The organism is Paenibacillus sp. FSL F4-0087, assembly GCF_038020215.1.
GTDB classification, from domain to species: domain Bacteria; phylum Bacillota; class Bacilli; order Paenibacillales; family Paenibacillaceae; genus Paenibacillus; species Paenibacillus taichungensis.
The window spans coordinates 3,475,781-3,497,850 of record NZ_JBBODJ010000001.1 but is presented as its reverse complement, the minus strand read 5'-3'; the positions used below and the strand labels follow the sequence as shown (position 1 = coordinate 3,497,850).

General features: G+C 45.7%; 18 protein-coding genes. 1 reads left to right on the top strand and 17 read right to left on the bottom strand.

Annotation, left to right across the window (positions count from 1 at the left end):
* Positions 1–8: 8 nt before the first annotated feature.
* The 11 genes from MHB84_RS16075 to MHB84_RS16025 all read right to left on the bottom strand — a co-directional run bounded on the left by MHB84_RS16075 (position 9) and on the right by MHB84_RS16025 (position 9,199).
* Positions 9–377, bottom strand: a complete 369-nt coding sequence (locus MHB84_RS16075) for a flagellar protein FlaG (protein WP_076287622.1) — start codon at positions 375–377, stop codon at positions 9–11.
* A gap of 183 nt (positions 378–560) precedes the next feature.
* Positions 561–1,331 carry a flagellin N-terminal helical domain-containing protein gene (locus MHB84_RS16070; protein WP_076287621.1) on the bottom strand — a complete coding sequence of 257 codons (771 nt, stop codon included), beginning with the start codon at positions 1,329–1,331 and terminating at the stop codon, positions 561–563.
* Positions 1,332–1,522: 191 nt separating this feature from the next.
* Positions 1,523–1,753 carry a carbon storage regulator CsrA gene (csrA, locus tag MHB84_RS16065; RefSeq protein ID WP_076287620.1) on the bottom strand — a complete coding sequence of 77 codons (231 nt, stop codon included), beginning with the start codon at positions 1,751–1,753 and terminating at the stop codon, positions 1,523–1,525.
* Positions 1,753–2,202, bottom strand: coding sequence for a flagellar assembly protein FliW (gene fliW / locus MHB84_RS16060; protein WP_076287619.1), 450 nt, complete (start codon positions 2,200–2,202; stop codon positions 1,753–1,755). Before fliW ends, csrA begins: the two co-directional genes overlap by 1 nt.
* 86 nt (positions 2,203–2,288) lie before the next feature.
* A complete protein-coding gene (gene flgL / locus MHB84_RS16055; protein ID WP_076287618.1) occupies positions 2,289–3,197 on the bottom strand; it encodes a flagellar hook-associated protein FlgL in 909 nt (302 codons plus the stop codon).
* 23 nt (positions 3,198–3,220) lie between these two features.
* The gene (gene flgK, locus MHB84_RS16050) at positions 3,221–4,783 is read right to left on the bottom strand and encodes a flagellar hook-associated protein FlgK (protein ID WP_076287617.1); all 1,563 of its coding nucleotides are present in this window, start codon (positions 4,781–4,783) and stop codon (positions 3,221–3,223) included.
* An 18-nt stretch (positions 4,784–4,801) separates the two neighbouring features.
* A complete protein-coding gene (locus tag MHB84_RS16045; RefSeq protein ID WP_076287616.1) occupies positions 4,802–5,302 on the bottom strand; it encodes a flagellar protein FlgN in 501 nt (166 codons plus the stop codon).
* Between the two features lie 8 nt (positions 5,303–5,310).
* Positions 5,311–5,595 carry a flagellar biosynthesis anti-sigma factor FlgM gene (flgM, locus tag MHB84_RS16040; protein WP_076287615.1) on the bottom strand — a complete coding sequence of 95 codons (285 nt, stop codon included), beginning with the start codon at positions 5,593–5,595 and terminating at the stop codon, positions 5,311–5,313.
* 151 nt (positions 5,596–5,746) lie between these two features.
* Entirely contained in the window at positions 5,747–6,154 is a 408-nt protein-coding gene (locus tag MHB84_RS16035) for a TIGR03826 family flagellar region protein (protein ID WP_064641917.1), read from the bottom strand.
* 138 nt (positions 6,155–6,292) lie between these two features.
* Positions 6,293–8,377, bottom strand: a complete 2,085-nt coding sequence (locus MHB84_RS16030) for a fibronectin type III domain-containing protein (RefSeq protein WP_076287614.1) — start codon at positions 8,375–8,377, stop codon at positions 6,293–6,295.
* Positions 8,378–8,713: 336 nt separating this feature from the next.
* Positions 8,714–9,199, bottom strand: coding sequence for a ComF family protein (locus MHB84_RS16025; RefSeq protein WP_143764517.1), 486 nt, complete (start codon positions 9,197–9,199; stop codon positions 8,714–8,716).
* A 510-nt stretch (positions 9,200–9,709) separates the two neighbouring features.
* On the opposite strand from MHB84_RS16025, the gene MHB84_RS16020 reads away from it, so the two are divergent.
* On the top strand, positions 9,710–9,853 hold the full coding sequence (locus MHB84_RS16020; RefSeq protein ID WP_179087122.1) for a hypothetical protein: 144 nt from the start codon (positions 9,710–9,712) through the stop codon (positions 9,851–9,853).
* Positions 9,854–9,966: 113 nt separating this feature from the next.
* Here the strand turns inward: MHB84_RS16020 and MHB84_RS16015 are convergent, their stop codons facing one another.
* The 6 genes from MHB84_RS16015 to MHB84_RS15990 all read right to left on the bottom strand — a co-directional run bounded on the left by MHB84_RS16015 (position 9,967) and on the right by MHB84_RS15990 (position 21,866).
* Positions 9,967–11,859 carry a helicase-related protein gene (locus tag MHB84_RS16015; RefSeq protein WP_076287612.1) on the bottom strand — a complete coding sequence of 631 codons (1,893 nt, stop codon included), beginning with the start codon at positions 11,857–11,859 and terminating at the stop codon, positions 9,967–9,969.
* 559 nt (positions 11,860–12,418) lie between these two features.
* Positions 12,419–12,799 carry a hypothetical protein gene (locus tag MHB84_RS16010; protein WP_076287611.1) on the bottom strand — a complete coding sequence of 127 codons (381 nt, stop codon included), beginning with the start codon at positions 12,797–12,799 and terminating at the stop codon, positions 12,419–12,421.
* 325 nt (positions 12,800–13,124) lie between these two features.
* A complete protein-coding gene (locus MHB84_RS16005; RefSeq protein WP_063567747.1) occupies positions 13,125–13,847 on the bottom strand; it encodes a response regulator transcription factor in 723 nt (240 codons plus the stop codon).
* Positions 13,848–13,851: 4 nt separating this feature from the next.
* Positions 13,852–15,012 (bottom strand): sensor histidine kinase, encoded by a 1,161-nt coding sequence (locus MHB84_RS16000; RefSeq protein ID WP_024631628.1) that lies wholly within the window; start codon positions 15,010–15,012, stop codon positions 13,852–13,854.
* A 47-nt stretch (positions 15,013–15,059) separates the two neighbouring features.
* A complete protein-coding gene (locus MHB84_RS15995; RefSeq protein WP_076287610.1) occupies positions 15,060–17,783 on the bottom strand; it encodes a stalk domain-containing protein in 2,724 nt (907 codons plus the stop codon).
* A gap of 348 nt (positions 17,784–18,131) precedes the next feature.
* Positions 18,132–21,866 (bottom strand): SwmB domain-containing protein, encoded by a 3,735-nt coding sequence (locus MHB84_RS15990; protein WP_076287609.1) that lies wholly within the window; start codon positions 21,864–21,866, stop codon positions 18,132–18,134.
* Positions 21,867–22,070 lie beyond the last annotated feature (204 nt).

Sequence of the window (22,070 nt, the reverse complement as noted above, 5' to 3'; positions counted from 1 at the left end):
TATCCCCCTTAGATTTTCTCATCAATAATTAATCCAGAAATTTCCATCATTCGTGCTGCTAGATCCAATATTTTTTCCGGAGGAACCTCACGAATCAAATCTCCACTTTCCTTATCCAACACTTTGATCATAATTGTGTGAGTTTGTTCATGCATAGAAATCTCAAATGCCTTCTGAGGCCCTTGAATTGCACGAATAGCTTTCTGAAGATCAGCAATTATTTTTTCTTGGTCCATAGGAGCACTGCCTGAAGTAGAGGTTCTAATCTTCTGGTTTTCCTTTGAATCAGAAGAAGAAGATCCAGTTGATGAAGCGGACGAGTGGCTAATTGAGGGTATAGAATTTAATGAAGCTTGTGTTGATAATTTCGTATCCATATTTCATCCTCCTATTATCATCAAAATTGATTTAAAAAATGCCGGTATGTAGTTTCAATTACTATATATATCGGTTAAATCTCGACTTAATTTAGGCTAATATAGAGAAATCCCAAAATTCATCCTCAAAACGCAACAAAAAAGAGGCCTTGAAAATCAAGACCTCTGAGTTGATTATATATCTTAACGAAGCAAGGAAAGAACGCCTTGTGGTGCAGAGTTTGCTTGTGCCAACATGGATTGGGAAGCTTGCAACAAGATGTTATTCTTGGACAGAGCAACCATTTCCTTAGCCATATCTGTATCACGGATACGGGATTCAGCTGCAGTCAAGTTCTCAACAGTAGTACCCAAGTTGTTGGAAGTGTACTCCAGACGGTTTTGAACAGCACCCAGTTTCGCACGTTCAGTGGAAACACCTTTAATAGCCGTCTCAATGTCAGCAGTGGTTTTAGTAGCATCCAGACCAACAAAAGTGGAAGTATCAATTGTTCCAATAGCAATTTTTGTAGCACCGTCATCGCTAACGATGATATCAGCACCACCAGTGATCGCTTTACCATTGAATTTAGTAGTAGTCATGATTTGGTCGATTTGGCCAGTCAATTCAGTCAACTCTTCATCAATGTTAGCTTTATCTTCAGTTCCGTAAGTACCACTCGCTTTTTGAACATTCAGTTCTTTCATACGAGTCAGCATGGAAGATACTTCATTCATCGCACCCTCAGCTGTTTGTACAAAAGAAATTCCGTCTTGAGCATTACGTTGTGCTTGCTCCAGACCACGAATTTGACCACGCATGGACTCGGAGATGGACAAACCAGCAGCATCATCAGCAGCACGGTTGATACGCAGACCGGAAGCCAGTTTCTCCATGTTTTTGCTTGCAGCTGTGTTATTCAAAGTCATGTTACGGTGAGTGTTCAAAGCTGGTACGTTGTGATTGATAATCATTGTTTATTTCCTCCCTGAAATGGTTATATGCCCACATCCATGTGGTATTAGCGTCTTCACAGGTCGGCCGCCCTGAAGATTACCGCCTTAATATATATATCGACGGCATGACATAATTTGTTTATAGTAATCTCAACTTTTTTTCTAATTTCTATCTAACATTTTAGAATTGAAGTAACTTTTGAGTAGAATCATTTGTTTTTCCCAAACTCTTCTATCGATTTTTGCAGTGTTTCCAAATGCATCGCCGCATCTTGATTGTTTTGTTCAATCGCGTCAAGAACTTCCTTACGATAGATATCAATATCTCTTGGAGCTGCTATACCAATTTTCACATTTTCTCCATCTACGGATAGCACCGTCAGCACGATATCTTCTGAAATGACAATGGATTCACCCTTTTTCCGTGTAAGTACCAGCACTAGATGTCACCATCCTTGCTAAGAGAATCTTCATCTTTCCATAATGCATGTTTAGTTGTGTATTCCGTATCTTGCAGCACAATCTGTTTGCCTATCTTTTTTTGTTTATTGAACACAATTGGAGCCAGTAAGTTTGCGGTTGCGTTTCGAATCTCATCGTGTAGTGTGACAATACATCGAACCCCTACGTCATCTGGATCTGTTACACCCAAATCTTCTACGTTTTCAGGTGAAAGTTCAAACTCATATTCCGGATGAAAATCAAATGGATTTACGGTTACAAAGGCTACTGCCGGTTCTTTAACTGAACTGAAGAGACTGAACACTTCGTCATGCTGCTGCAAATCAAACGTTTTTAGTTCTTCAAATCCTGGAATTCCTTTAACAAAAGTATATGTTTCTTTTAAGGTCTGCTTTTCAGTTGTACCAACTTTATTGTCCTGATTCATTTTGTTCACCCTCCCAAATTAGTAAAAAAAGCTACGGACTGTTCTCTGTCCATAGCTTACGGTGTATCTATGATTAAAATCAAATGTTACCTCATAAAGTCCATTAGTGTGGGTTGCATGATTTGAGCAGAAGATTTAAGAGCTGCTTCATAGATCGTCTGTGCGGACGAAGCCTGAATCATCAAGCTTGCAACATCAGCATCCTCAATTTTGGATTGAAGAGTTGTGAAATTCAAGCTTTCATCGCTTAAACGATTCTGTACTAATTGAACTCGGTTACTACGAGCACCTACTTCTGATAAGCTGGATTGCATTTTTACTGACCTAGATTCTATATTCTGTAGCTCTTGCTGTGCAGCAGCCTGATCGCCACTTGCTAATGCGGTCGAAAGATTATCAATAACTTTAAATATGTTGTCAGCTTCACCTTTACCCCCGAAAAAATCTGAGCCGGGAGTGTTGATTTGAAAACTCACTTGCTCACTGATCGAATACATAACGGCTTGATTATCGGTCTCAACATCATAATACTCTGTTACACTAGAGGATAGTTCATAAGGCTGTTTGTCATAAGTTTGTCCGTTAAAGATATACTTTCCGCGAATTTGCGAGTTTCCAATTTCCGCAAGATGCTTCTTCAGTTCTTCTACTTCAAGATTAACTGCTTCGATTCCGTTATCCGGAAGAGTACCATTAGAACCTTGAACAGCCAACTCCTTTAACCTTTTCACTACATCCAATGCTTGCTGCATATTCGAATCCGTCGCATCCAACCAGCTTACTGCTGCATCCGTATTGGATTGATACTGCTCATTCGCCGCCAGCTCTGCACGGTAACGAAGCGCGTAAGTCACACCAACGGGATCATCGGATGGTTTATTGATTTTGCGCCCAGTGGAAATCTGGTTGGACATGTTATCCATTCGGTTCAGGTTGCGGTTCAGGTTACTGAGCATCTGAGTGCTCATCATACCTGAGGTTACGCGAATAGCCATTATTGGTTACTCCTCTCTATGTCTTAGCGCCCTACTACACCGGTGCTGTTAATCAGTTTATTTAGCAGTTCGTCGTAGGCAGTCATGAAACGGGCAGCTGCACTATACGCGTGCTGGAATTTGATCAAGTTGCTCATCTCTTCATCGAGAGATACGCCGCTTACCGATTGACGATTCAAGTCAACCTGCTCCGTGAGGAGTTGAGCATTTTGTGCTTGTCGTTTAGCCTCTTGGGTCTGGACACCAAGTTGTCCTACAATTCCGCCGAAAAAGTCGTCCACCGTTGTTGGTTTGGACAGTCCAGTACCAAAATCAAACTTTACATCTTTTAATCCAGCCATAGCCAGCGCCAAGCTGTTATTCCCCAGTACTACACTTTCACCTGTACCTGTTCCGGCCGTACGCATCGAAGTTGCGATGTTATTCGGATCATTTTGGATATCCGTACTTAAGGTAATGTTCCCAGCCGTGATCGTTCCTGAACCGTCTTTGGTTGTAAAGAAATCTCCACCCGCTGTTGGCGTATTACCACTAAGCGTATAACCCAATTTGTGCAGTCCATTAATCCCTTGTACCGTCACTTTCAAATCTGATGTTAACGTTCTATTGTTATTGGCATCGGAATAGGTCACGTTGTTGAAAACCGTGCCGCTAGGCAATACGGATCCAGCTGGAATGGTAATCTCAATATCCCCGGTTGCGAGCGTATTCGCCAGTTGATTGATCTGGTTTCGATAGTCTGCTACATATTGATCACGGGAATGGATCATTCCGTAGACTTCGCCGCCAGTCAAAGTCCCCGCTTGATAGGCGTTTTCCAAAATATCAGCCGTGACAGGAACAACCGCAGCTCCAGTAACTGCTACTTGGCCTGCAAGCGTTACCTGGTAGCCGCTATCCAGTTCTGTTATCTGAACGCCGGCAATCTTAGAAAGCTGATCTACTGCATAATCACGCTGGTCACGCAAATCGTTGGCATTGTCTCCAAGCTGCTCCACTTTTACGATATTATTGTTCAGATCCGCGATGGACTGCAGATATGAATTGATTTCGGTTGTTTTTAATGAAACGTTGTTGGTGAGATCATTAGTCAGTGCATCCAATTGGAGACTGATCTGATTCAAACCGTCTGTTAGCGCCAACGTTGTCTCCTTAACAATCTTGCGGTTGGTTATATCCTGCGGATCTTGGCTCAGATCGGACCAGGAGTTCCAAAAATTATTCAGGACAGTACGGATCCCTGTATCCGAGGGCTCGTTCATGATTGTCTCGAGCTTTTCCAGTGTACTATTTCGGACAGTCCAGCCCCCGAGTGATGTATTCTCATTACGGAACTGGCCATCCAGAAAAGATTCACGCACACGCATAATGGAGTTAAACTCAACCCCTGTTCCAAGCTGACCTGGAGATGTCGTGCGATAAAAGGCCACAGCATCAATCGGGTCTGCCGCAGTCATATTGACAACTTGACGTGAATAACCCGGTGTATTTGCATTGGCAACGTTATGTCCTGTTGTATTCAAAGCGGCGGTTTGCGTAATTAAACTGCGTTTGGCCGTTTCAATTGAATGGAATGTTGAAGCCATGTTGTTTATCCCCCATTATTAAGCCCGTGTATCAAAGAGTCCGGAGCGAGCCATACCGTAAGGCTTCTCTGAAGGATTCTGATAAGTGGCCTCTGATTCAGAATGAAATGACATTGTCTCAATAAAGAAGTCGATGTACGAGAGTGACTGTTTGATCAGCTGTTGATTGGCTTCATTCAGAAATTTCACCTTTTGCAGCACATCTGTTAATGAGGTTTGAGCTTGAAGGAGTCTCTTCTTCTCGGAAGCATCAAAAACAAGTCTCATTAACTCACTGATCGTTAAATTCAGTTTCGACTTGATTCCACGTTCCTCCAGGAACTGATGGACCGCCTGAAGTCTCTGCTGCTCGATCATCTCAATTTTTTTAGCCAATTTGGTTTCTTGATTGATCAGAGCGATCAGTGTCTCGACTTTGTTGGCAACAACCGCTTCCTTCTTTTGTTCTCCCAGTTCCAGCATATCCTCATGTGCAGCTTGCAGCTGTTCAAGTACATCGATTATCGATTCAATGGCCATGTGTCCTCCTATTGATTAGGGAAGTTCTTAAAGTATGGAGCGAGCTTCTCGGCGAGCTTCTGGCTGTCTACTTGATACGTTCCCGAATTTACCTGTTCCTTTAATTCCTGAATGCGCTGTGTACGTGCTGCATCCTGTGTACGACTTTGATCTTCAAGCATCTTCATCGCCTCCGGAGAAATGGATACTTCGTCCTTACGGCGGCTTTTCTTAGCGTCAGCCTGCTGATTGGATTCAATGTTCCTTTGGTAGGAATTAATAGCACCAATTCTATTCGGTTCATTGATTTTCATACGAACTACACTTCCTTCGCCTTTGGATTTTTACATTATCTTGATCATAGCGAACAATTCGGATAATAAAAAAAACCGATAATCTTTAATAAGTTTATCGGTACGTTCCAAAACATTTGTTATAGCAAAAACTGTATTTAAGCCCTCGCTCCTATGAATCGCGCAGTTTGTCGACAGCATTGTAGGCTCGCCCGCCTATATTATTGTTATCCTTCTGGCCTACTTCACGGGCTGCTCCTGCCAAATCTTTGGTCAAGCGGCTTCGGCATGAATCACACATATGTCCTTCACGAATCAGCGTTCCACATACTTCACAAGGATACATCATGTTAGGGGCGTTTTCGATGGAAATCCGACCCTCCCGAATAAAGCGGGTGATTTGCTTAATCGAAATCTCCGTTGCATCAGATAATTCCTGTATATTGGTACCCTTATTCTCACGTAGGTAGTCTACACATGTCTGGTATTCCTGCTCAATTTCTTTGATACAGTTCGAACATACATCCCGAAAATTCAACGCATATAATCTGCCGCAGCGAGGACAATTACCCAGATTCATTGCTAAAACGCCCCTCTCAAACTTCTACTACGTATACTTTACTTTATAACGTCTTTTCAAGTCTACTTTTTAATATCATATCAAAAATATGAGAAAAAGGCTGCGTCAATGCGCAACCTATTCCTCAAAATGGAATGTTTATTTTAATGTCTTCACGTTAAGTAACGTGGTCCAGTCACTTAAATTCGAACCACTTATTGCGCGAATGCGATACTTGTGTGCACTCCCCGCAACTAATCCAGAATGTACAAATAAGTGTTCGTCTGTGATCCCTACAGTATTCCCATCTGCTTCAATTTCATAAGATGTAGCGCCTGGGACAGCAACCCACGTCAGTGTAATGGACGCATTCGTCTGATTCCCTTTTAATATCGGCGTTACAAGTTTGGTTAAGCCCAAAATTTGTTCGCTCCATGAACTTACGCCTGCTGCATTTTTGGATCGTATTCTAAAAACATGATCCGTGTCAGGTAGAAGATTGCTTTTTATATAGCTTGTACCGGATACAGAAATAGTAACGCCATCCACTTCCAAATCATACGCAGTTGCACCTTTAACAGCATTCCATTTTAGTGTTATGGATTTATTGGTAGAGGCAGTAACGTTTAATCCGGTTACAACGTCGGGTTGTGTCACTTGAGAAATGATTCCCGTCCAAGCGCTATCGTTAGTATCACTTAATGCACGAATACGATATTTATGTGACTCTCCCGGGTTTAATCCCTCAACAATGTACGTAGGATCAATAGATCTGCCAACGACGCTCCCATCCATCTCTATTTCGTAATATGAAGCCCCTTTAATGAGTTGCCAAAATAATTGAGTGTCTTTTGATGAGAAAGAATTTATCTTTAGTACAGGGGTCGCTAATTGAGTCAAACCCAATACAGAATTACTCCAGCTTCCTACTTCCAGTTTGTTTTTGGTTCTTACCCGGAAAGTATGCTGCGAATCAGGTGTAAGTCCTGTCTTCGTATAGGATGTGCCTGATACTGAAACTAATTTGCCGTCGATCTCCAGTTCATACCCCGTGGCACCACTCACAGCCTGCCAACTGACTTTAATTTGGTTGGAATTAGCTTCTATGATCTTCAAACCACTCTCATAATCGGATACAGTAAGTTGTGTATAGGTATTACTCCAAAGACTCTCGTTATCAGAAGAGAACGCCTTGAGTTTATAGGAGTGGTTGGACCCCGGTACCAAATCTGCATGATCATATGAATTCGTATTATTCAGCTGAATCGGTTCATCCTCATCAATTTGCAACTGGTAGAAATCTGCATCACCTGTAGGTGACCATTGAATTGTATTTTTTCTTGCCACTGGAATAACGTTCAGAGAAGGCTTGCTTAATAATGTTTTTACTGAATAAGTATCACTCCACTCACTTGCTCCAAACGAATTCACTGCTCTTACCCTATAGTCATAGACTGAGTTCGAATTCAAAGAATTATCAACCCACGTATTTATGTACGATTGTCCTTTTAAAGTTCCATTCACTTCTACTTCATAAGCAGTGGCTTTATTTGATTTATCCCAACTAAGTTCAACCGAACCATCACTTACTTTAGCTACCAATCCGGTCGGGATTTCAATCGGCACAGTAGGTTCTTCCACTTCTACTGTTTCAGGTATAAATGAATAATTTTCCTCACTCGAATGATAGTATGGATTAATGTTGGAAACCAAATCTACGACTTGACCTGTTTCGGCATTAATCACAAGACTCAGAGGTTCGACCTGCGTGTTATAAACATTAATCGGAGTCACGTTTCCTATTGGATCGGTTTCAGAAAATAGCCAATCTCCATTCACAAAATCAACTTGGTGATATTCCTCCCAAAGCTTATTGAATTCAACAACAAAAGCATGCTTAACTTCTCCTGTATAAGTTGAATGGTATTTCCCAAAAGAAACTTGAGAAATATCGTTAGTCTCTCCTACAATTAACTGGCTTTTAAAGGAAGGTAACGTTGACGTTGGAATATTCTCAGATCTTTGCCACCGTAATTGAACTTGATTCATATTTGATTTTAATTTACCTTCTTGGACATACAGAACAAACTGAGAATCATTACTGGAAGAAAGCACACCTCCTTGAACTGATGCGGCATGTGCCCGGTTCCCCCCGTACACGCCAAACTGTCCGAATACCAGCATTATCACCAGTAAACGGACGGTCCATAAGTAAAACCCATTTTTTCTTTTTCCTGCTCCCACTGTTGTTCTCTCCTTCAAAAGATATGTTGTGCCACTCCCTGTGCTGTCACCTATGGCGAACGGCAGAACTATCTATTCTACATGGCAGAATCAATTCCTCTTTTTTACATGTAAACATATTCTTATTTAATATATATTTATAATTTCGTTAAACAACAGATATACAAATCATATGTGTGTATATGAAAATCCATAAAAGTGATAACGTTATACATAATAGGAACATACATTTCCAATTGTATATAAAAGCTATTAATTATTGTAATCATGTAACTTGCTTCTCATATTCAAATGAATATTAAGTAACTATCTATCTGCTCAAGCTATCTGATCTAGTCAGGATCTAGCCAAAGTCAGCGTGTAAATCTCTATTGGAAGGTTAATAGAATATCCAGCGTTTAAGATCATCTGTCCACATGCATCCAAGGTGCTACCCGTTGTGTAAATATCATCAATTAGTAACAAGCGTAAGGGAGTTAACGGCCGACCTTCTGTTGTTGGTGTGACATGCGAAGACCCTTCTTCTCCATTAGCGTATGAATTAGCTGCTCGTGAATACATGTTCTTTTGAACGGATTGAGAAGCCGCTTTATAGAGTTCAAGCAACATATCTATTCCACCTGGCTGAATTGCAAATGCATCCTGCATCGTCTGGATACGCTCGCCGCGTGTCTTGAAGCTTTGTTTGGTGGTGTTGATCCGACGCTGGAGCAGATCAACAACAGGTAGGCGGACGGCTGCGGCTAGTCCTGCTGCGAGCCGCTCGGCCTGGTTGAAGCCGCGCTCGGCAAGGCGTTCGTTGCTGACGGGGACATAGGTCACCGCGTCTGGCCGCCATCGCGGCTTATTATTTTGGAGCAGAGACTGGCGGCTGCGCGTCGCTGCTTCGGGATGAGCGTGCGCGTAATACGCGTCTGAGCTGGGCTTGTTGTCTTGCGCGAGTGTATGTGCGGGCGCAAACACGGCATGTGAGTGAACAGGCTCGCTGATTGATTGACGCGAGCCAAGTGGTTGAACAGGCGTGTGCGCTGTTACGCGCCCGCTAGGTTGGTGAAGGAGTGCGTTTGTTGTCGCGCTCGAGCCGGGTGGGTGTGAACCAACATCCACCTGGTATTGAGCAGGCGTGGCGGGATGAGCCACGGGAGTCAGGGTCTCTTTTGCCACAACAGGGTTGAGTTCTTCACTCATTGCTTGAAATGCTTGAACAGTAAGAGCCGTTAACAGTGGCGCGTATCGCTCGTGGCCTCTGAATTTGTACATCCCAATCCATTCCTTCATTAAAGCGTTATACTGGACGGCGCTGCGGTTGCATATGAAAGAGCGGTTTTGCATGTGTGGGCGGACGCAGTCCGGGCAGCCGATCCCTCGACCACAACGCAGACAGCGGATGGAACGAATCCATGGAATTTGCTGCACACAACGCGGACAGATGCCGGGGTAGATCGGAGACAATATCGCTCGTGTACCACAGGTTAGACAAGTTGCTCCGGGTGGAGCGAGCAATCCATGCAGGCGATGGGTGAGTTGGTGCACGTGGTCTGTTATGCTGCTTAGCCAGTTCGACATTAGATTGTTGCCTCCCTTCGTATCTATGGGTGTGTTGGCGGGTAAAGGTAGCCTTTGCGTTTTGCGATGGTGTTCATCTTTTGGATTTGTGCCACCGCTTTCACCTGGGAACGCGTACGACGGGATGATGCGAAGACGACTCTTCCTGCCGGATCATCCATAGATCGACCTGCTCTACCCGCCATCTGTACCAGAGAAGCTTCGTCAAAGAGGCCATTATCCGCATCCAAAATAAATACATCGCTGCGCGGAATGGTGACGCCCCGCTCCAAGATAGTGGTGGTCACGAGCAGACGTATGGTCCGTTCACGAAAAGCAATAACTTTGCTCGCCCGATCCGGATCTTGGGATGATGTTCCTTCGATATGGATTTGTGGAAACATGCGACGCATGAGATTTACAAATGCCTCAATCTGAGCGATCCGTGTCACAAAAACAAATACCTGAGCTTCCCGCAGTAAGGAGGTTTGAATACTCTTTTTTAGTGTGGCGGGCAGCTCTCGCTTCCGGATACATTCGGCGACGGTAGGCATTTTCAGTAACCGCGGTACAGGTAAAGGATAGCGGTGGAAGCGGACCGGAACTTTGGCGTGAGTGAGTTTCCCTTGCGCTGCTTCCCGCTGCAGCCTAGATGGCGGCGTAGCGGACAGATAAACAAAATGACCATCAGGCTTGCATGAGGACGCAGCTGCATGAGCGAGCATGGGATCATTATGGTAGGGAAATGCGTCGAGTTCATCGATAATAACCAGATCGAATGCCTGGTAAAAACGCATCAGTTGGTGCGTGGTCGCGAGTGTGAGCTGTGCGTCTTTCCAGCGCTCGGTGCTGCCTCCGTATAACGTAGCGAGCGAGATGTCAGGGAATGCCTTTGCCAGACGAGGGGCAAGCTCCAGCACGACATCCCGGCGCGGCGTAGCAACAAGCGCTCGTCCACCGTGCTCCAATATGTATTGGAGCAAAGGGAATATCATTTCCGTTTTGCCGGCCCCGGTCACGGCCCACAGCAAAAACCGCCCCGGCCCATCCCCTGCGGATGGCTGGGCCAAAAACGCCAGTGCCGCGGCAGCTGCCGCGCTCTGCGCAGGGCTGAGCCCCCACCGGGCAAGTCCGCCCTCGGTGGGGGCAACGGCCGTGCCACGCTGCGATGCACCGTGTGGCACGGCCCCTGGAGCTGCGCTACGCAGCAGCAGCGCACAGGCACGGCTGCGCCCCAGCGCGAGGCAAGCCTCGCAGTAGGCGCACGCCGCCAGGCCGCAGGCAGCGCAGGGCACGCGCTGCCCGGCAAAGCTGCCGCATCGGCGGCAGCGGGGCGCGCTATGCGCGCGACCAAGCCACGCGAGGCGTTGCCGCCGCGTGGCAGGCCCTTCCAGGGCGGCTGCTATGCTCAGCCGCCCACACAGATGCGCGAGCTGCGCAGCCGCGCGCCAAACCGAGGCAAGCTGCGGCGACGTGTCCGCCAGCAGCGCCTCTGCCTCGGCCGCCAGCAATTGGCGGCCGCGAAGCCGCTCAGCCAGCAGGGCCGCGCCCCGCTCCAGCTGAACCCAGTCTCCGGCGGGATAAGGCTCAGGCATCCCGCCCACCTCCGTACCTCTTTCAGCGCCAATCCCCGCTTTGCCCGCCATCTCTCCCCTAGCCTCCAGTTCCCCGGAAGCCCGCTCGTACTTTTCCAGTTTGCCCTGCATATACGCCTGCCATTGCTTCTCTCCCCACTGATCCATCCCCCCCTCTACCTCAAAATTCTCTACCATCCAAGATGCCTGACTTAAAGGCACCTCCCTGCCTAACAGCAACCATCGCAACACCCGCTGTCCGCTCGCCCCCTCAAGCCACCACGCTACATCCACTCGGACATCCAGTGACAGCATCATCTTCCACTCTTCCCTCACTCGGCACATATACAACCCAACCTTCATTCGCTCTCCTCCCTCATCCTCGTGTCTCTAAACGAAAAAAAGCACATGCCAACCGACTATTCGTCGGAGCATGTGCTTCATGTCCATATCTCATTTATTCACTATCCATTTGTATTATCACTATATCAATTATGCAGTTGTCCCACAAGTCGTGTAGTTTCCAAAAGCAATCGTTACGATCATTTTACCCATTCAATGAGTAGCGATAATCTTTCTTTGGTCACGCGAAACTTTTTCCAATCTGCTTCGTCTATACTTTTAACTTAAGAGTTCTGATTTCAAAAAGGTTCTTGCTGCGATTCCCACAAGGCTCCAACAGGGACAATAACCATAGATTGCATAAAAACCCATATTTAATTTAACAGCAAGCTTGGCTACAATGACAAAAAAAGACTACAGCATAAGCTGTAATCTTTAACCTTAAACATGATGAAATTCACGCTTATTTTGGCAAGCTGGCATGACTTCATTGAAAGTGCATTCTGACTGATGACACGCTTTAGCCAGTCTGTCTCAGCAGCTTGCACGATTAATGGACCCAACTGTTGCAAAAAAGCATCTACTGCTTTGGCTCACGCAAATCGATAAGGCGAATAGAATGACTCCCGGTTTGATTCCACTGTTCCATATCAGTAGGGACAGCGGACAAGTAGGATAACTCCATTCCTTGCCTAAGCATAAGCTTCTCAATAATACGAACCGTTTCGGCTTCCGTACGATCAGCGACAACCGTCAATGTGAAGCTCTTTCCACGGTAAAATAATTCCCGGCAAAGCGCTCTTACAATGCCTTCTATCCGCTGCTCCTGATTGGAAGGAATGAGCATAATCTGCTCGTAGCCCTCGGGGTCCGGACGGGAAAGATGGCGCTGGTGCATGGCATGAACGGCCATTGCCGCCAGGAAGTATATGAGCAGAATCATAGTCAGATGAGCAACCATGGCAACTGCACCTCCTCGGAAGGTCATGCTCACCCATGGCGAACATCCCTGTATACAGCAGTATATGCTGCATTCCCCGAAGGGTTACACTTGCAAATCCTAAAGCGCATATTCCATTCTGATCGACACCGGACGAAGAAGACAGGCCAGGTCGTTCACTCATTCATGCCGAAGCTTGAACATAAGTTCGCCTAACTTCATACTTTGCTCATTTGCAGTAATAAAGTCCATTAACCCGCTAACCAGTCCAACATTCTGGAATGGGCGCGAGTAAACAGAATCCTATAATTGCTATAATCAAACTGCATCTAAATACAATCGTATATTAGAGGGTAACCCAACCATATTTGATCGAGTTGATAACCGCTTGTGTACGATCGTCCACTTCCATCTTCTGCAGAATACTGCTGACATGGTTTTTTACTGTTTTCTCACTGATGAACAGGAACTCACCAATCATTTTATTGCTCTTACCTTCAGCCATCAGACGCAATACTTCAGCCTCACGACGAGTAAGCGGATTATTATCGCCAGCGACAAATTTAACGCCTGCTTCCTTCGAAGCTCCTTCGCTCATTGCCCCTGTCTCATTAAGGTACGTCATACGACGCAACTGCATGATCAGTTTGCCAGTTACTTTAGGGTGGATGAATGCATGCCCTTCATGAACAGAACGAATCGCATTGATCAGGGACTCGGCCTCCATATCTTTCAGCAGGTAGCCATTAGCACCTTTACGCAGCGTCTCGAACACATAACTCTCATCATCATGAATAGACAAGATAATGACTTTGACATCCGGGAACAGCTCACGCAATTTCTCCGTCGCTTCAACCCCGTTTTCCACAGGCATGTTGATGTCCATCAAGACGATGTCCGGTTTATCCTGATTACAGAATTCGAGCACCTGAATCCCATCGCCGCATTCGCCGATGACCTCAATGTCGTCCTCCATATTTAAAATGCGTTTCAGACCTTCACGGAACAGCTGATGATCATCAGCCAAAAGAACTTTAATTGATGTCTTTCCAGTATCACGGTTTTCCATCCTGCTACTCCTTTCCCTTATCCACGTTTGTCGGGATATGAATCACTATTTTGGTTCCTTGATTTTCCGCGGACTCGATCTCAATTCTTCCTTCTAACAGTTCAACCCGCTCTCTCATCCCAATCAGACCGAAGTGGGTATGATCCTTGCTCTTCTTCGCAAGAAGCTCCGGTTTGAACCCAAGCCCATTGTCCTGCACGACAATCTTAACGAGCTGAGCCTGGTATGTAATTTCCACTACAACATAAGTGGGATAAGCATGCTTTGCAGCATTGGACAGACCTTCCTGCACGAGGCGGTAGATCGCAGCCTCCATTGCCGAAGATAAACGGTGTTCCTTACCTCTCGTTTCAAAAAGCGAGCGGATTTTTGTTTTTTCTTCAAAATCCTGCACGTACTTCCGAAGCGTTGGAATCAATCCCAGGTCATCCAGTGCCATAGGACGCAAATTGAAAATAACTTTTCTCATTTCTCCAAGACTCGAACGAACCTGGCCTTTCAAATCTACTATTTCGGCCTGGACCATCTTAAAATCCTGCTTTATGAGCATTCTTTCTACAATTTCCGTCCTAAGTACTAGATTTGCGAGCATCTGCGCAGGTCCGTCATGGATCTCACGGGCAATACGTTTCCGCTCTTCTTCCTGGGCCAAAATTATTTTCAAACCAATCATTTGTCGATTTTTGGCGGATTCAATGATGCGGGTCACTTGACCCAGCTCACCCGACAGATACTCCAGTACAACCCCCATCTGGGAACCGATCGTCTCGGCGCGCTCCACGGAAGCTTCCACATTTTTGGCACGCTTCTGCAGATCATCCCGACGGGCTTTCAGATACATTTCCTTCTCACGGTAAATCATCAGATCCAGCTGTAACTGCGTCGCTTTCTCATACGCCTGCTTGATATCATGCTCGGAATAACGGACGAAGTCGCGGCTAACCTCAGTTAGCCGGATTCGAGAGCGGCGGTAGTTCAGCTCCAATTGATCTACTTTCTCGATCGTTTCCGCCGTCTCTTTCAAAACCGACTTCAATTCCTCGTTCAGCGTTTTTAGCTCATTCCGAGTCGAGTCCATAATCTCAAACATTTGATATTTACTGTTTTCCATGACTTGTATGGCGTTTTTTATGACGCGGTCTATGGCATCGGCTTGTAAATCCACGTTTGTTCGACTCCATTTCTATCGTTTCCGGTATATATCATACCATATCACGATGAGATGGTAACGGTCTTCGTGTTCTGTTCCCATTTTACAGTCAGTCCAAGCTGCTCCGAAACGAGTCTAAGAGGGACTAAAGTCCTACCACCAGATACGTAAGGTGCTACTGTTGCACTTTGTCTTTTGCCATTGATAATGAATTCTTTCTGGCCTACAACCAGATCAATTAGCTTGCCACCACGTACAACGGTAATCCGTTGATTTTTGCTATCCCAGCTCGCCTGCCCACCAAAAGCATCCAATACATGCTTGATTGGGACATATGTTGTACCATTTTTCAGTACTGGCGCAGCATCAATTGCCTTTTTCGTTCCGTTTACGGTCATGGATTTCTGTCCAAGCACTAATGAAGCAGTTCCTGTAGGCAAGCCCACTTCACTGGATTTGGATGGCATGGTGAAAGCAATATTGTCAAAAGCAACCGTGCCCGTCTTCGCACGCTCATCCTGACCTTCTTCCACATTCACCACATAAACCCGTTTCAGCTTCGCCGGATAAGCAATGTTCAGCCCATTCAGATCCACATTGAGCTTTTTCCACCCATCCCAATCAATTGCCTTTGCGAGATCGGCATATACCGTTTTGCCACTGGCATCCGTAAATTCGGCGCGCAACCAGTTGAGGCTCTTATCTCCCATAACATCCATTGACATGGATGTCGCAGTTGCAGATACTTCTTTGCCAGTGGAACCGTTCAATTGGGCATAAGCATACATTTTCCCTATTCCTGCGGTCATGTCATAGTTCAGCTGCAGCACCTTGGAGCCAGCTTTTTCACCTGTTCCCGCTGTCACGGAAGCCGATCCAGTTACACCTGATGCATTGGTCGTGAAGTTGATCGGGTAGCTTACATTCTCGAAGTTCTCCCATATTGTTTCACTTGCCGCAGCGGAGAGCACAACCACCGTGCTGTAGCCGTCATAACGACCGATCGCATAGCCAACTTGAGCGCCGGAGTTCACAGAGGATACGGTTAATTGGTCTGCAACCACTTTACCTTTGAATCCAATAAACTCCCATGTCAGCGAATCCGCCGGAACTGTCACACTTTGTCCGTCTTTGGTCTTCGCCGTTACTGGAATGGAAATCGTTGTACCCGCTTGGAGCGATCCCAAGCCAGATCCTGCTGTCAGCGAAGCCAGTTCACTTCCGCCCAACACGGTAACTTTAATGGAAGATGAAGCTCCATTGCTTGTTGCAGTCAGCGTCGCTGTACCTGGTTTCACACCTTTGATCGTTCCATTGCTTACACTCACGATGCCGTTGTTGCTCGATTTCCATGTCATCTTGATATCGCCTGTCGCAATTGGGTTATAGTAAGTGTCATATCCTTTGGCTGTATACTTGCCCTCTTGCCCTACCAGCAACGTTTGACTGCCACTCACGGCAAAGCCTTTCAGCTTACCTTCTGGAGCCGTAGAGAACACGCCCAGCGTGTTTACAACCTGACGCTGCTCTGTACCGTACTCCGTGTTGAACGTAAGCCCTGCTGTCTCCTCGCCAAGCGGACGAGTTACCATCGTTGTGGAGCCGCCTCCGTCCAGATTCATGCCTTTCCATACACCAATGCTGGTCATGAAGGATTGCAGTTCAGTCAGCGACAAACCGCTGCTGTTACTGTTTTTCTCCGCTGCAATAATGTAGACATAACGACCATCTTGAGAGTAGCCAACTGCCGTTCTCGCACGAATGCCGCCGATACCGGAAGCAGCAATATCACGGGAAAACGTAGCCGCCTTGCCACCATTCACCAGAATGGTATGTCCACCGATCATCATCTGTAGGTTGCTTGGATCAACGGTCTCCCCCGTCGTTTTGGCTTTCAGCTTGTAATCTGCATTCAGCGTCTGTCCTACCGCCAGGTGAGTCATAATCCATGTCGCTGCCGTTCCATGCGCACGCAAAATATACCCATCTGCCGGCACCGTCATGTTTAACGCTTTTTTATCCGAAATTTGGGTGATCACACCGTTCTGCACAAGTACCTCAGTTGGTGTTGTGGAAGGATCATTCGGCCGTTTCGTGGACGTCCAAGCCGGTGTATAAATATACATCGAATTGGCGTGACTGTATTTCACCGAGCTTGATTCGACCGTGTAGTCCTCTTTATTTATCCCACGCAAAGCAAACGTTGAACCATCATCTGCCTTCACGGTGCCATCGAATGAATATTCATCAATCATCGGCTTGCCGTCTTTGGTTACGGTGAGGGCATACATCCCTGACAGCTCTGATGGAGTAGATACGAGGACCCCGTCAGAGACCTGTCCACCAATCGGAGCGAGTTCCCCGGATACATTAAAATAATCGCCGTTCACGGCGGCTACTGCTCCGTTTTCCTTAGCCATGCCACCCGTGCTTTGTTTACTGTTCAGATTGCCACCCTTGCCTGTCATGACATCCAGCTTCACATAGGGATTTTGCAAATCCACTTGAATGACATCTGCCAGTACGTTCACCTTTGAGCCGGAACGTGTTGTTGTATAATTGTATTTCATTAACTTCGCACCCGAAGTCAGAATTTCTTCACTCAGTTTGCTTGTTGTTGTAGAGGCTGCTGCAGCCACCGACTGCCATGAACTTCCCGACCACACCTGTTGTCCCGCTCCCAGAACCGGTGCAATCCAGATCACGCCTGCCAGCGTCACAATCGCCCATTTCTTCGCCTTGCTACCCTTAACGTCGTTCAGCCGTTTCCCTTGTTTCCCCAGCATGTTTGAAACGTCTCTCCCATCTTGTATATCAATCTTAGATATCACGATCTCTGCCACGTGGCAGCAGATAGCGAGATTTCTAGTATACTCTTCTATTAATAGACTGCTTTTCGTGGAAAAAGTTACGCCTCGAGCCAACATTGAGGTTATTCATGGTAAAAAAAGAGCCCACGCTCGGTATTACATCTCCAGACCTGGGATCTATCTCCATAATATTTTCTCAAATCAGACAGGATGCTACATTGCCTTTCATAAAATGCTTTTATTCACCTCCACATGTTCAAAAAGAGGAAACCTATCAGTTAGTTTTCTGATAGGTTTCCTCTTCGTTTAGATCTGATTTAAAAATTAAAGGTAGTTCAACTTATTCAATACACGCTTCAGCATAACTGCCGCTTGTGCACGAGTTGCACTGCCTGTTGGTACAAAGGTTTGGGTAGTCATCCCCTGGATGATACCTTCCTGAACTGCCTTGGCAACCAATTCCTTGGATTGAATCCGATTACTATCCTTGAACTTGGACAATGTTGAAGCGGCAGACGTATTTAACACTGTCGGTTGCTTCGCATAGTCCAGTGCCCGAACCATCATTATGGCCATCTGTTCGCGAGTAATCAGGCTATCCGGTCTGAAGGTGCCATCTGTATTGCCTGTGATGATTCCGGCTTTAGCAGCTGCTCCGATATAAGCACCGGTTGGATCTCCATAACGTACATCTTTAAACTGCTGCACACTGGAGTAGTCACCGGGTAAACCAAGCCCTTTAGCGACCAAGGTGGAAAATTCTGCACGTGTGATCTTTTGTTCCGGTACGTACAGCGTTCCATTCTGTCCGTTGATAATCCACTTTGCAGACAATTCGCTGATGACATCTTTCGCCCAGTGAGACATCGTATCGCGATAGACGACTGGGTGTGATGCAGCCACTACAGTCTGGTTACCACTTAATTGTCCTCTTACCATGACTGCTCCCAATGCATTAGTAAACATGTGAGGAATATTGGCAAGTGAAGAGGTTCCTTGATCAATATATACTAACCCTGTATTTGCTCCTGATGTCGTTGAAGGTAATCTAAGAGCTAATTGGCTTTTGATTTTTTGCTCTGCTCGCTGTCCGCTATAACCGTTGTAGGCTGAAAGGTACACATCGGTAATGTCGGAAACTCTTTGCGCCCCTGCTGAAGCCAGCATGCCGTCCATCGTACTGGACATGGTTATTGGTACAGATTCCAATTGAACATACAAATAAGATGTACCTGACCCTGAAGTTGCATTTATACTTTGCCCAATATTAGATGGACTCAGATCCGATAAAGGTACAGACCATAGACGGTCACCATATTTAACACCAATAAATGCAAAGCGTTCACGTGTTGCTATCTCCGTAAGTGTATCAATCGGGAAGCCTACATAGGCTGCAGATTCCGTTGACGGAACTTCAAATACAATCATGCGACTTGAATTATTGCTTAAGTTTGCATATTGGAATGCCTGATTCAACTTGCTAGCATCCACATTAAACTGACGAGTAGAGCGACTATTGCGCGACTGGGCAGAAGATGTCGTCGCTGCATCCGTGCTCATGACATACATGGACTGGTTAAAAGCGGATGTATCCGATACGGTTAACCATGATGGCAGGTTGCCACTCAAACTACCAGTGTTGGTGGTTGATCCCGTACTTTGAGTTTGGCTCAATGACAAAGGTCCAAAAGCCTCAACAATTACGTTCTGAAGTGTACGTAACGGTATCACTCCCGGTGAGTAACTTATGGTTCCCGTTTGTCCACTTGTTGCTGAACTGGCTAACTTCAGAGTTAACGTCGTTCCAGACGATGTAGCAGAAACCACACTTACCTGTGAGCCTCCCAACTGTACACCGAATTGAGAAGGGGTAAGCAGGGTCTGTGACTGCAGAGATTCCCTGAAGGTAATAGTTACGGTGTCCCCTTGCAATGTAGCTGATTTCACCATACCATTACCCGCTGTGTAGCTTACTGGTGTTAAGTTGATATAACCAGCTGGATTACCGTTTAGGTCCGTCAAACGCAATGCACCAGGTACATATGAAAGTGTTACATTCTGGTTCGTCCCTACAGCTGAAGCCAAAGTCAACGTGACTGTATCATCTTCAATATCTGTATCATTCACAAATAATGGTTTTCCGTCTACAAGGACAGAATACTGGCTTTTTAACGGTTTGTTGGTTGTTCTAAGTGGTTCGTTATAACGTATCCATAGCTTAGAGCCACTCACTTCGGCACTCTGGAATTCAGGCGCCTTGGTATCGATGCTATTACGAACATAGAATCCGCTAAACCCAGCAAGTGCTTGTCCACGACTATCTTTCACAGGGGAAGAGCCTGGTGCATACGAGACACGCACCACTTCTCCATCCGTGATGACACGACTGAGATTCAATGTAACCATTGAACTATTAGTTAAGGATATACTGTTGATCCCTACCGAAGACTGGTTTGCAGTCACACTGAATTGTGACACAGCATCACTGGAATTGATATATACCGTCTCTGGGTAGTATAGATTAATTGTACTGTAATATACAGTACCTTCCCGTGGTTTGGACATGACAGAGTCAAGTGTATTTTCCACATCTCGTGCTGCAAACGAAGCAGCCGGGTTCATGGAAGTATCCTGTATTGGACGTAGTCCAGGCGTATATCCGATCCGGACAACCTGCCCTACGGCTACACCTGTATCGAGTACAACATACACGGTATCTCCCGATACATAAGCAGTGCTAACATTACGTGCTTCCCCATTTACTGTTACCGTAAAGCTGCTGTAAGCCGGATTAGCGCTGAACAGACTTTCATCATAAGTAAGTCGAATCGTATTGTTGCTATACATCTTGACTGTTTTGAGGACTGGTGCCGTAGTATCTCTGCTTAGCGTCTTAAAGCCCCAAGAACTGGTTCCAGTCAATCCCGTAAAGAGATTACCTGCTTTGTCCCGGAACACATTTGCAGGGATATCCACATAATAATTCGTATTGCTTTCCAGTGTACTCTGCGGAACAATTCGCAGCTGTCTATTGTTTGAATTGTTAATAGTCGTTGTTACGGCTACAGTTCCGCCATTGGCCTTTCTCAACGTCGCATTGCCTGGATAATTGGTATCAAGCTCTTTATTAAAAGTAACCGTTAGTTCTCCCGTCAAAGGCGCATTCGTAGTACCGTTCGTTGGAGAAATAGATGATACGGTGAGAGCAGTAGGATCCGAGATTACGCCAAACCCCCACTCGGTTCCGGTTATTCCTCTTGTGTCGTTCCCCAGTTCATCCCTTAAAAGGCCTTCTGGCATGACAACATAATATGTGCTGCTACTATTCCAGTTTTTCTCTGGATCAATCACAATGGTAGTCGTCCCCAAACCAGTAATGCGTGGAGAACCTGCATTCACGGGTATCTCTTCAAATAAAGTAGTCCCTTGAAAAATCTGCAATTTCCCAGCACCTGCAAAAACCTTTTTATCAAATGTCATGGTTATATTAGATGAAGGCGATACCTGCATTGCTGCATTCGCTGGAACCTTCTCTACCAAGGATGCTGTGCCTACACCTTGTGTATGGAACGTCCACTCTTTGTTCAGTCCATTGAAAGCTGTATTATTCTCATCGGTGTAAACAAATGCATTTTTGTCGATTTGAATATAATATGTCCCACCTGGTAGAGGTGTGTGATTAATCGTCACTTTCTTCCCCACATCCGGAACACTGGAATTATCTGGTGTAATACTAACATTACTTGATTCTGCAGCATCCACTAAGATAGGTGGAATAACCTCGGAATCATCAGCCATACGTTTTATAGATATGTATCCACTAGTAGTCCCCGTTGCTTTTCGAATGGGCTGATCAAATTCGATCTCCAATGGGGCTGCTCCGTTCACATTCTTCTCTCCTGCTACAGGTAACGTTGCCGCGACCCCCAGCGTAGTTAAGTCAACTGCAGCATAAGCAGTGTTTTCCACTCCAAGCAGGCCCATCAGCCAACCTTGGGCGGTTAATATTACGATTAAAAGCCCAATTATACTCTTCTTGGCCATTCGTTTTAAACTCACCGATTCGTCCCCCTCAACTTATATTTCTTCTCCTGTCTAATGTACAGACCTCATTATGTATGTCGGTTACAACAGACATTTTATTTAGACAAAAGGGAATAAAAGGAATATTAATTAGTTCGGTAAATCCTCCTTATGACCCAATTACTTATGTATGTAAAAAAGCCCTGATTCCTTATCGGAACCAAGGGCTTCTATTTATGA

What these genes read in the sequence shown, in the direction of transcription:
- MHB84_RS16075 (WP_076287622.1), bottom strand. Translation starts at nt 377, where the DNA reads ATGGATACGAAATTATCAACACAAGCTTCATTAAATTCTATACCCTCA.
- MHB84_RS16070 (WP_076287621.1), bottom strand. Translation starts at nt 1,331, where the DNA reads ATGATTATCAATCACAACGTACCAGCTTTGAACACTCACCGTAACATG.
- fliW (WP_076287619.1), bottom strand. Translation starts at nt 2,202, where the DNA reads ATGAATCAGGACAATAAAGTTGGTACAACTGAAAAGCAGACCTTAAAA.
- flgL (WP_076287618.1), bottom strand. Translation starts at nt 3,197, where the DNA reads ATGGCTATTCGCGTAACCTCAGGTATGATGAGCACTCAGATGCTCAGT.
- flgK (WP_076287617.1), bottom strand. Translation starts at nt 4,783, where the DNA reads ATGGCTTCAACATTCCATTCAATTGAAACGGCCAAACGCAGTTTAATT.
- MHB84_RS16045 (WP_076287616.1), bottom strand. Translation starts at nt 5,302, where the DNA reads ATGGCCATTGAATCGATAATCGATGTACTTGAACAGCTGCAAGCTGCA.
- flgM (WP_076287615.1), bottom strand. Translation starts at nt 5,595, where the DNA reads ATGAAAATCAATGAACCGAATAGAATTGGTGCTATTAATTCCTACCAA.
- MHB84_RS16035 (WP_064641917.1), bottom strand. Translation starts at nt 6,154, where the DNA reads ATGAATCTGGGTAATTGTCCTCGCTGCGGCAGATTATATGCGTTGAAT.
- MHB84_RS16015 (WP_076287612.1), bottom strand. Translation starts at nt 11,859, where the DNA reads ATGAAGGTTGGGTTGTATATGTGCCGAGTGAGGGAAGAGTGGAAGATG.
- MHB84_RS16010 (WP_076287611.1), bottom strand. Translation starts at nt 12,799, where the DNA reads ATGGTTGCTCATCTGACTATGATTCTGCTCATATACTTCCTGGCGGCA.
- MHB84_RS16005 (WP_063567747.1), bottom strand. Translation starts at nt 13,847, where the DNA reads ATGGAAAACCGTGATACTGGAAAGACATCAATTAAAGTTCTTTTGGCT.
- MHB84_RS15995 (WP_076287610.1), bottom strand. Translation starts at nt 17,783, where the DNA reads ATGCTGGGGAAACAAGGGAAACGGCTGAACGACGTTAAGGGTAGCAAG.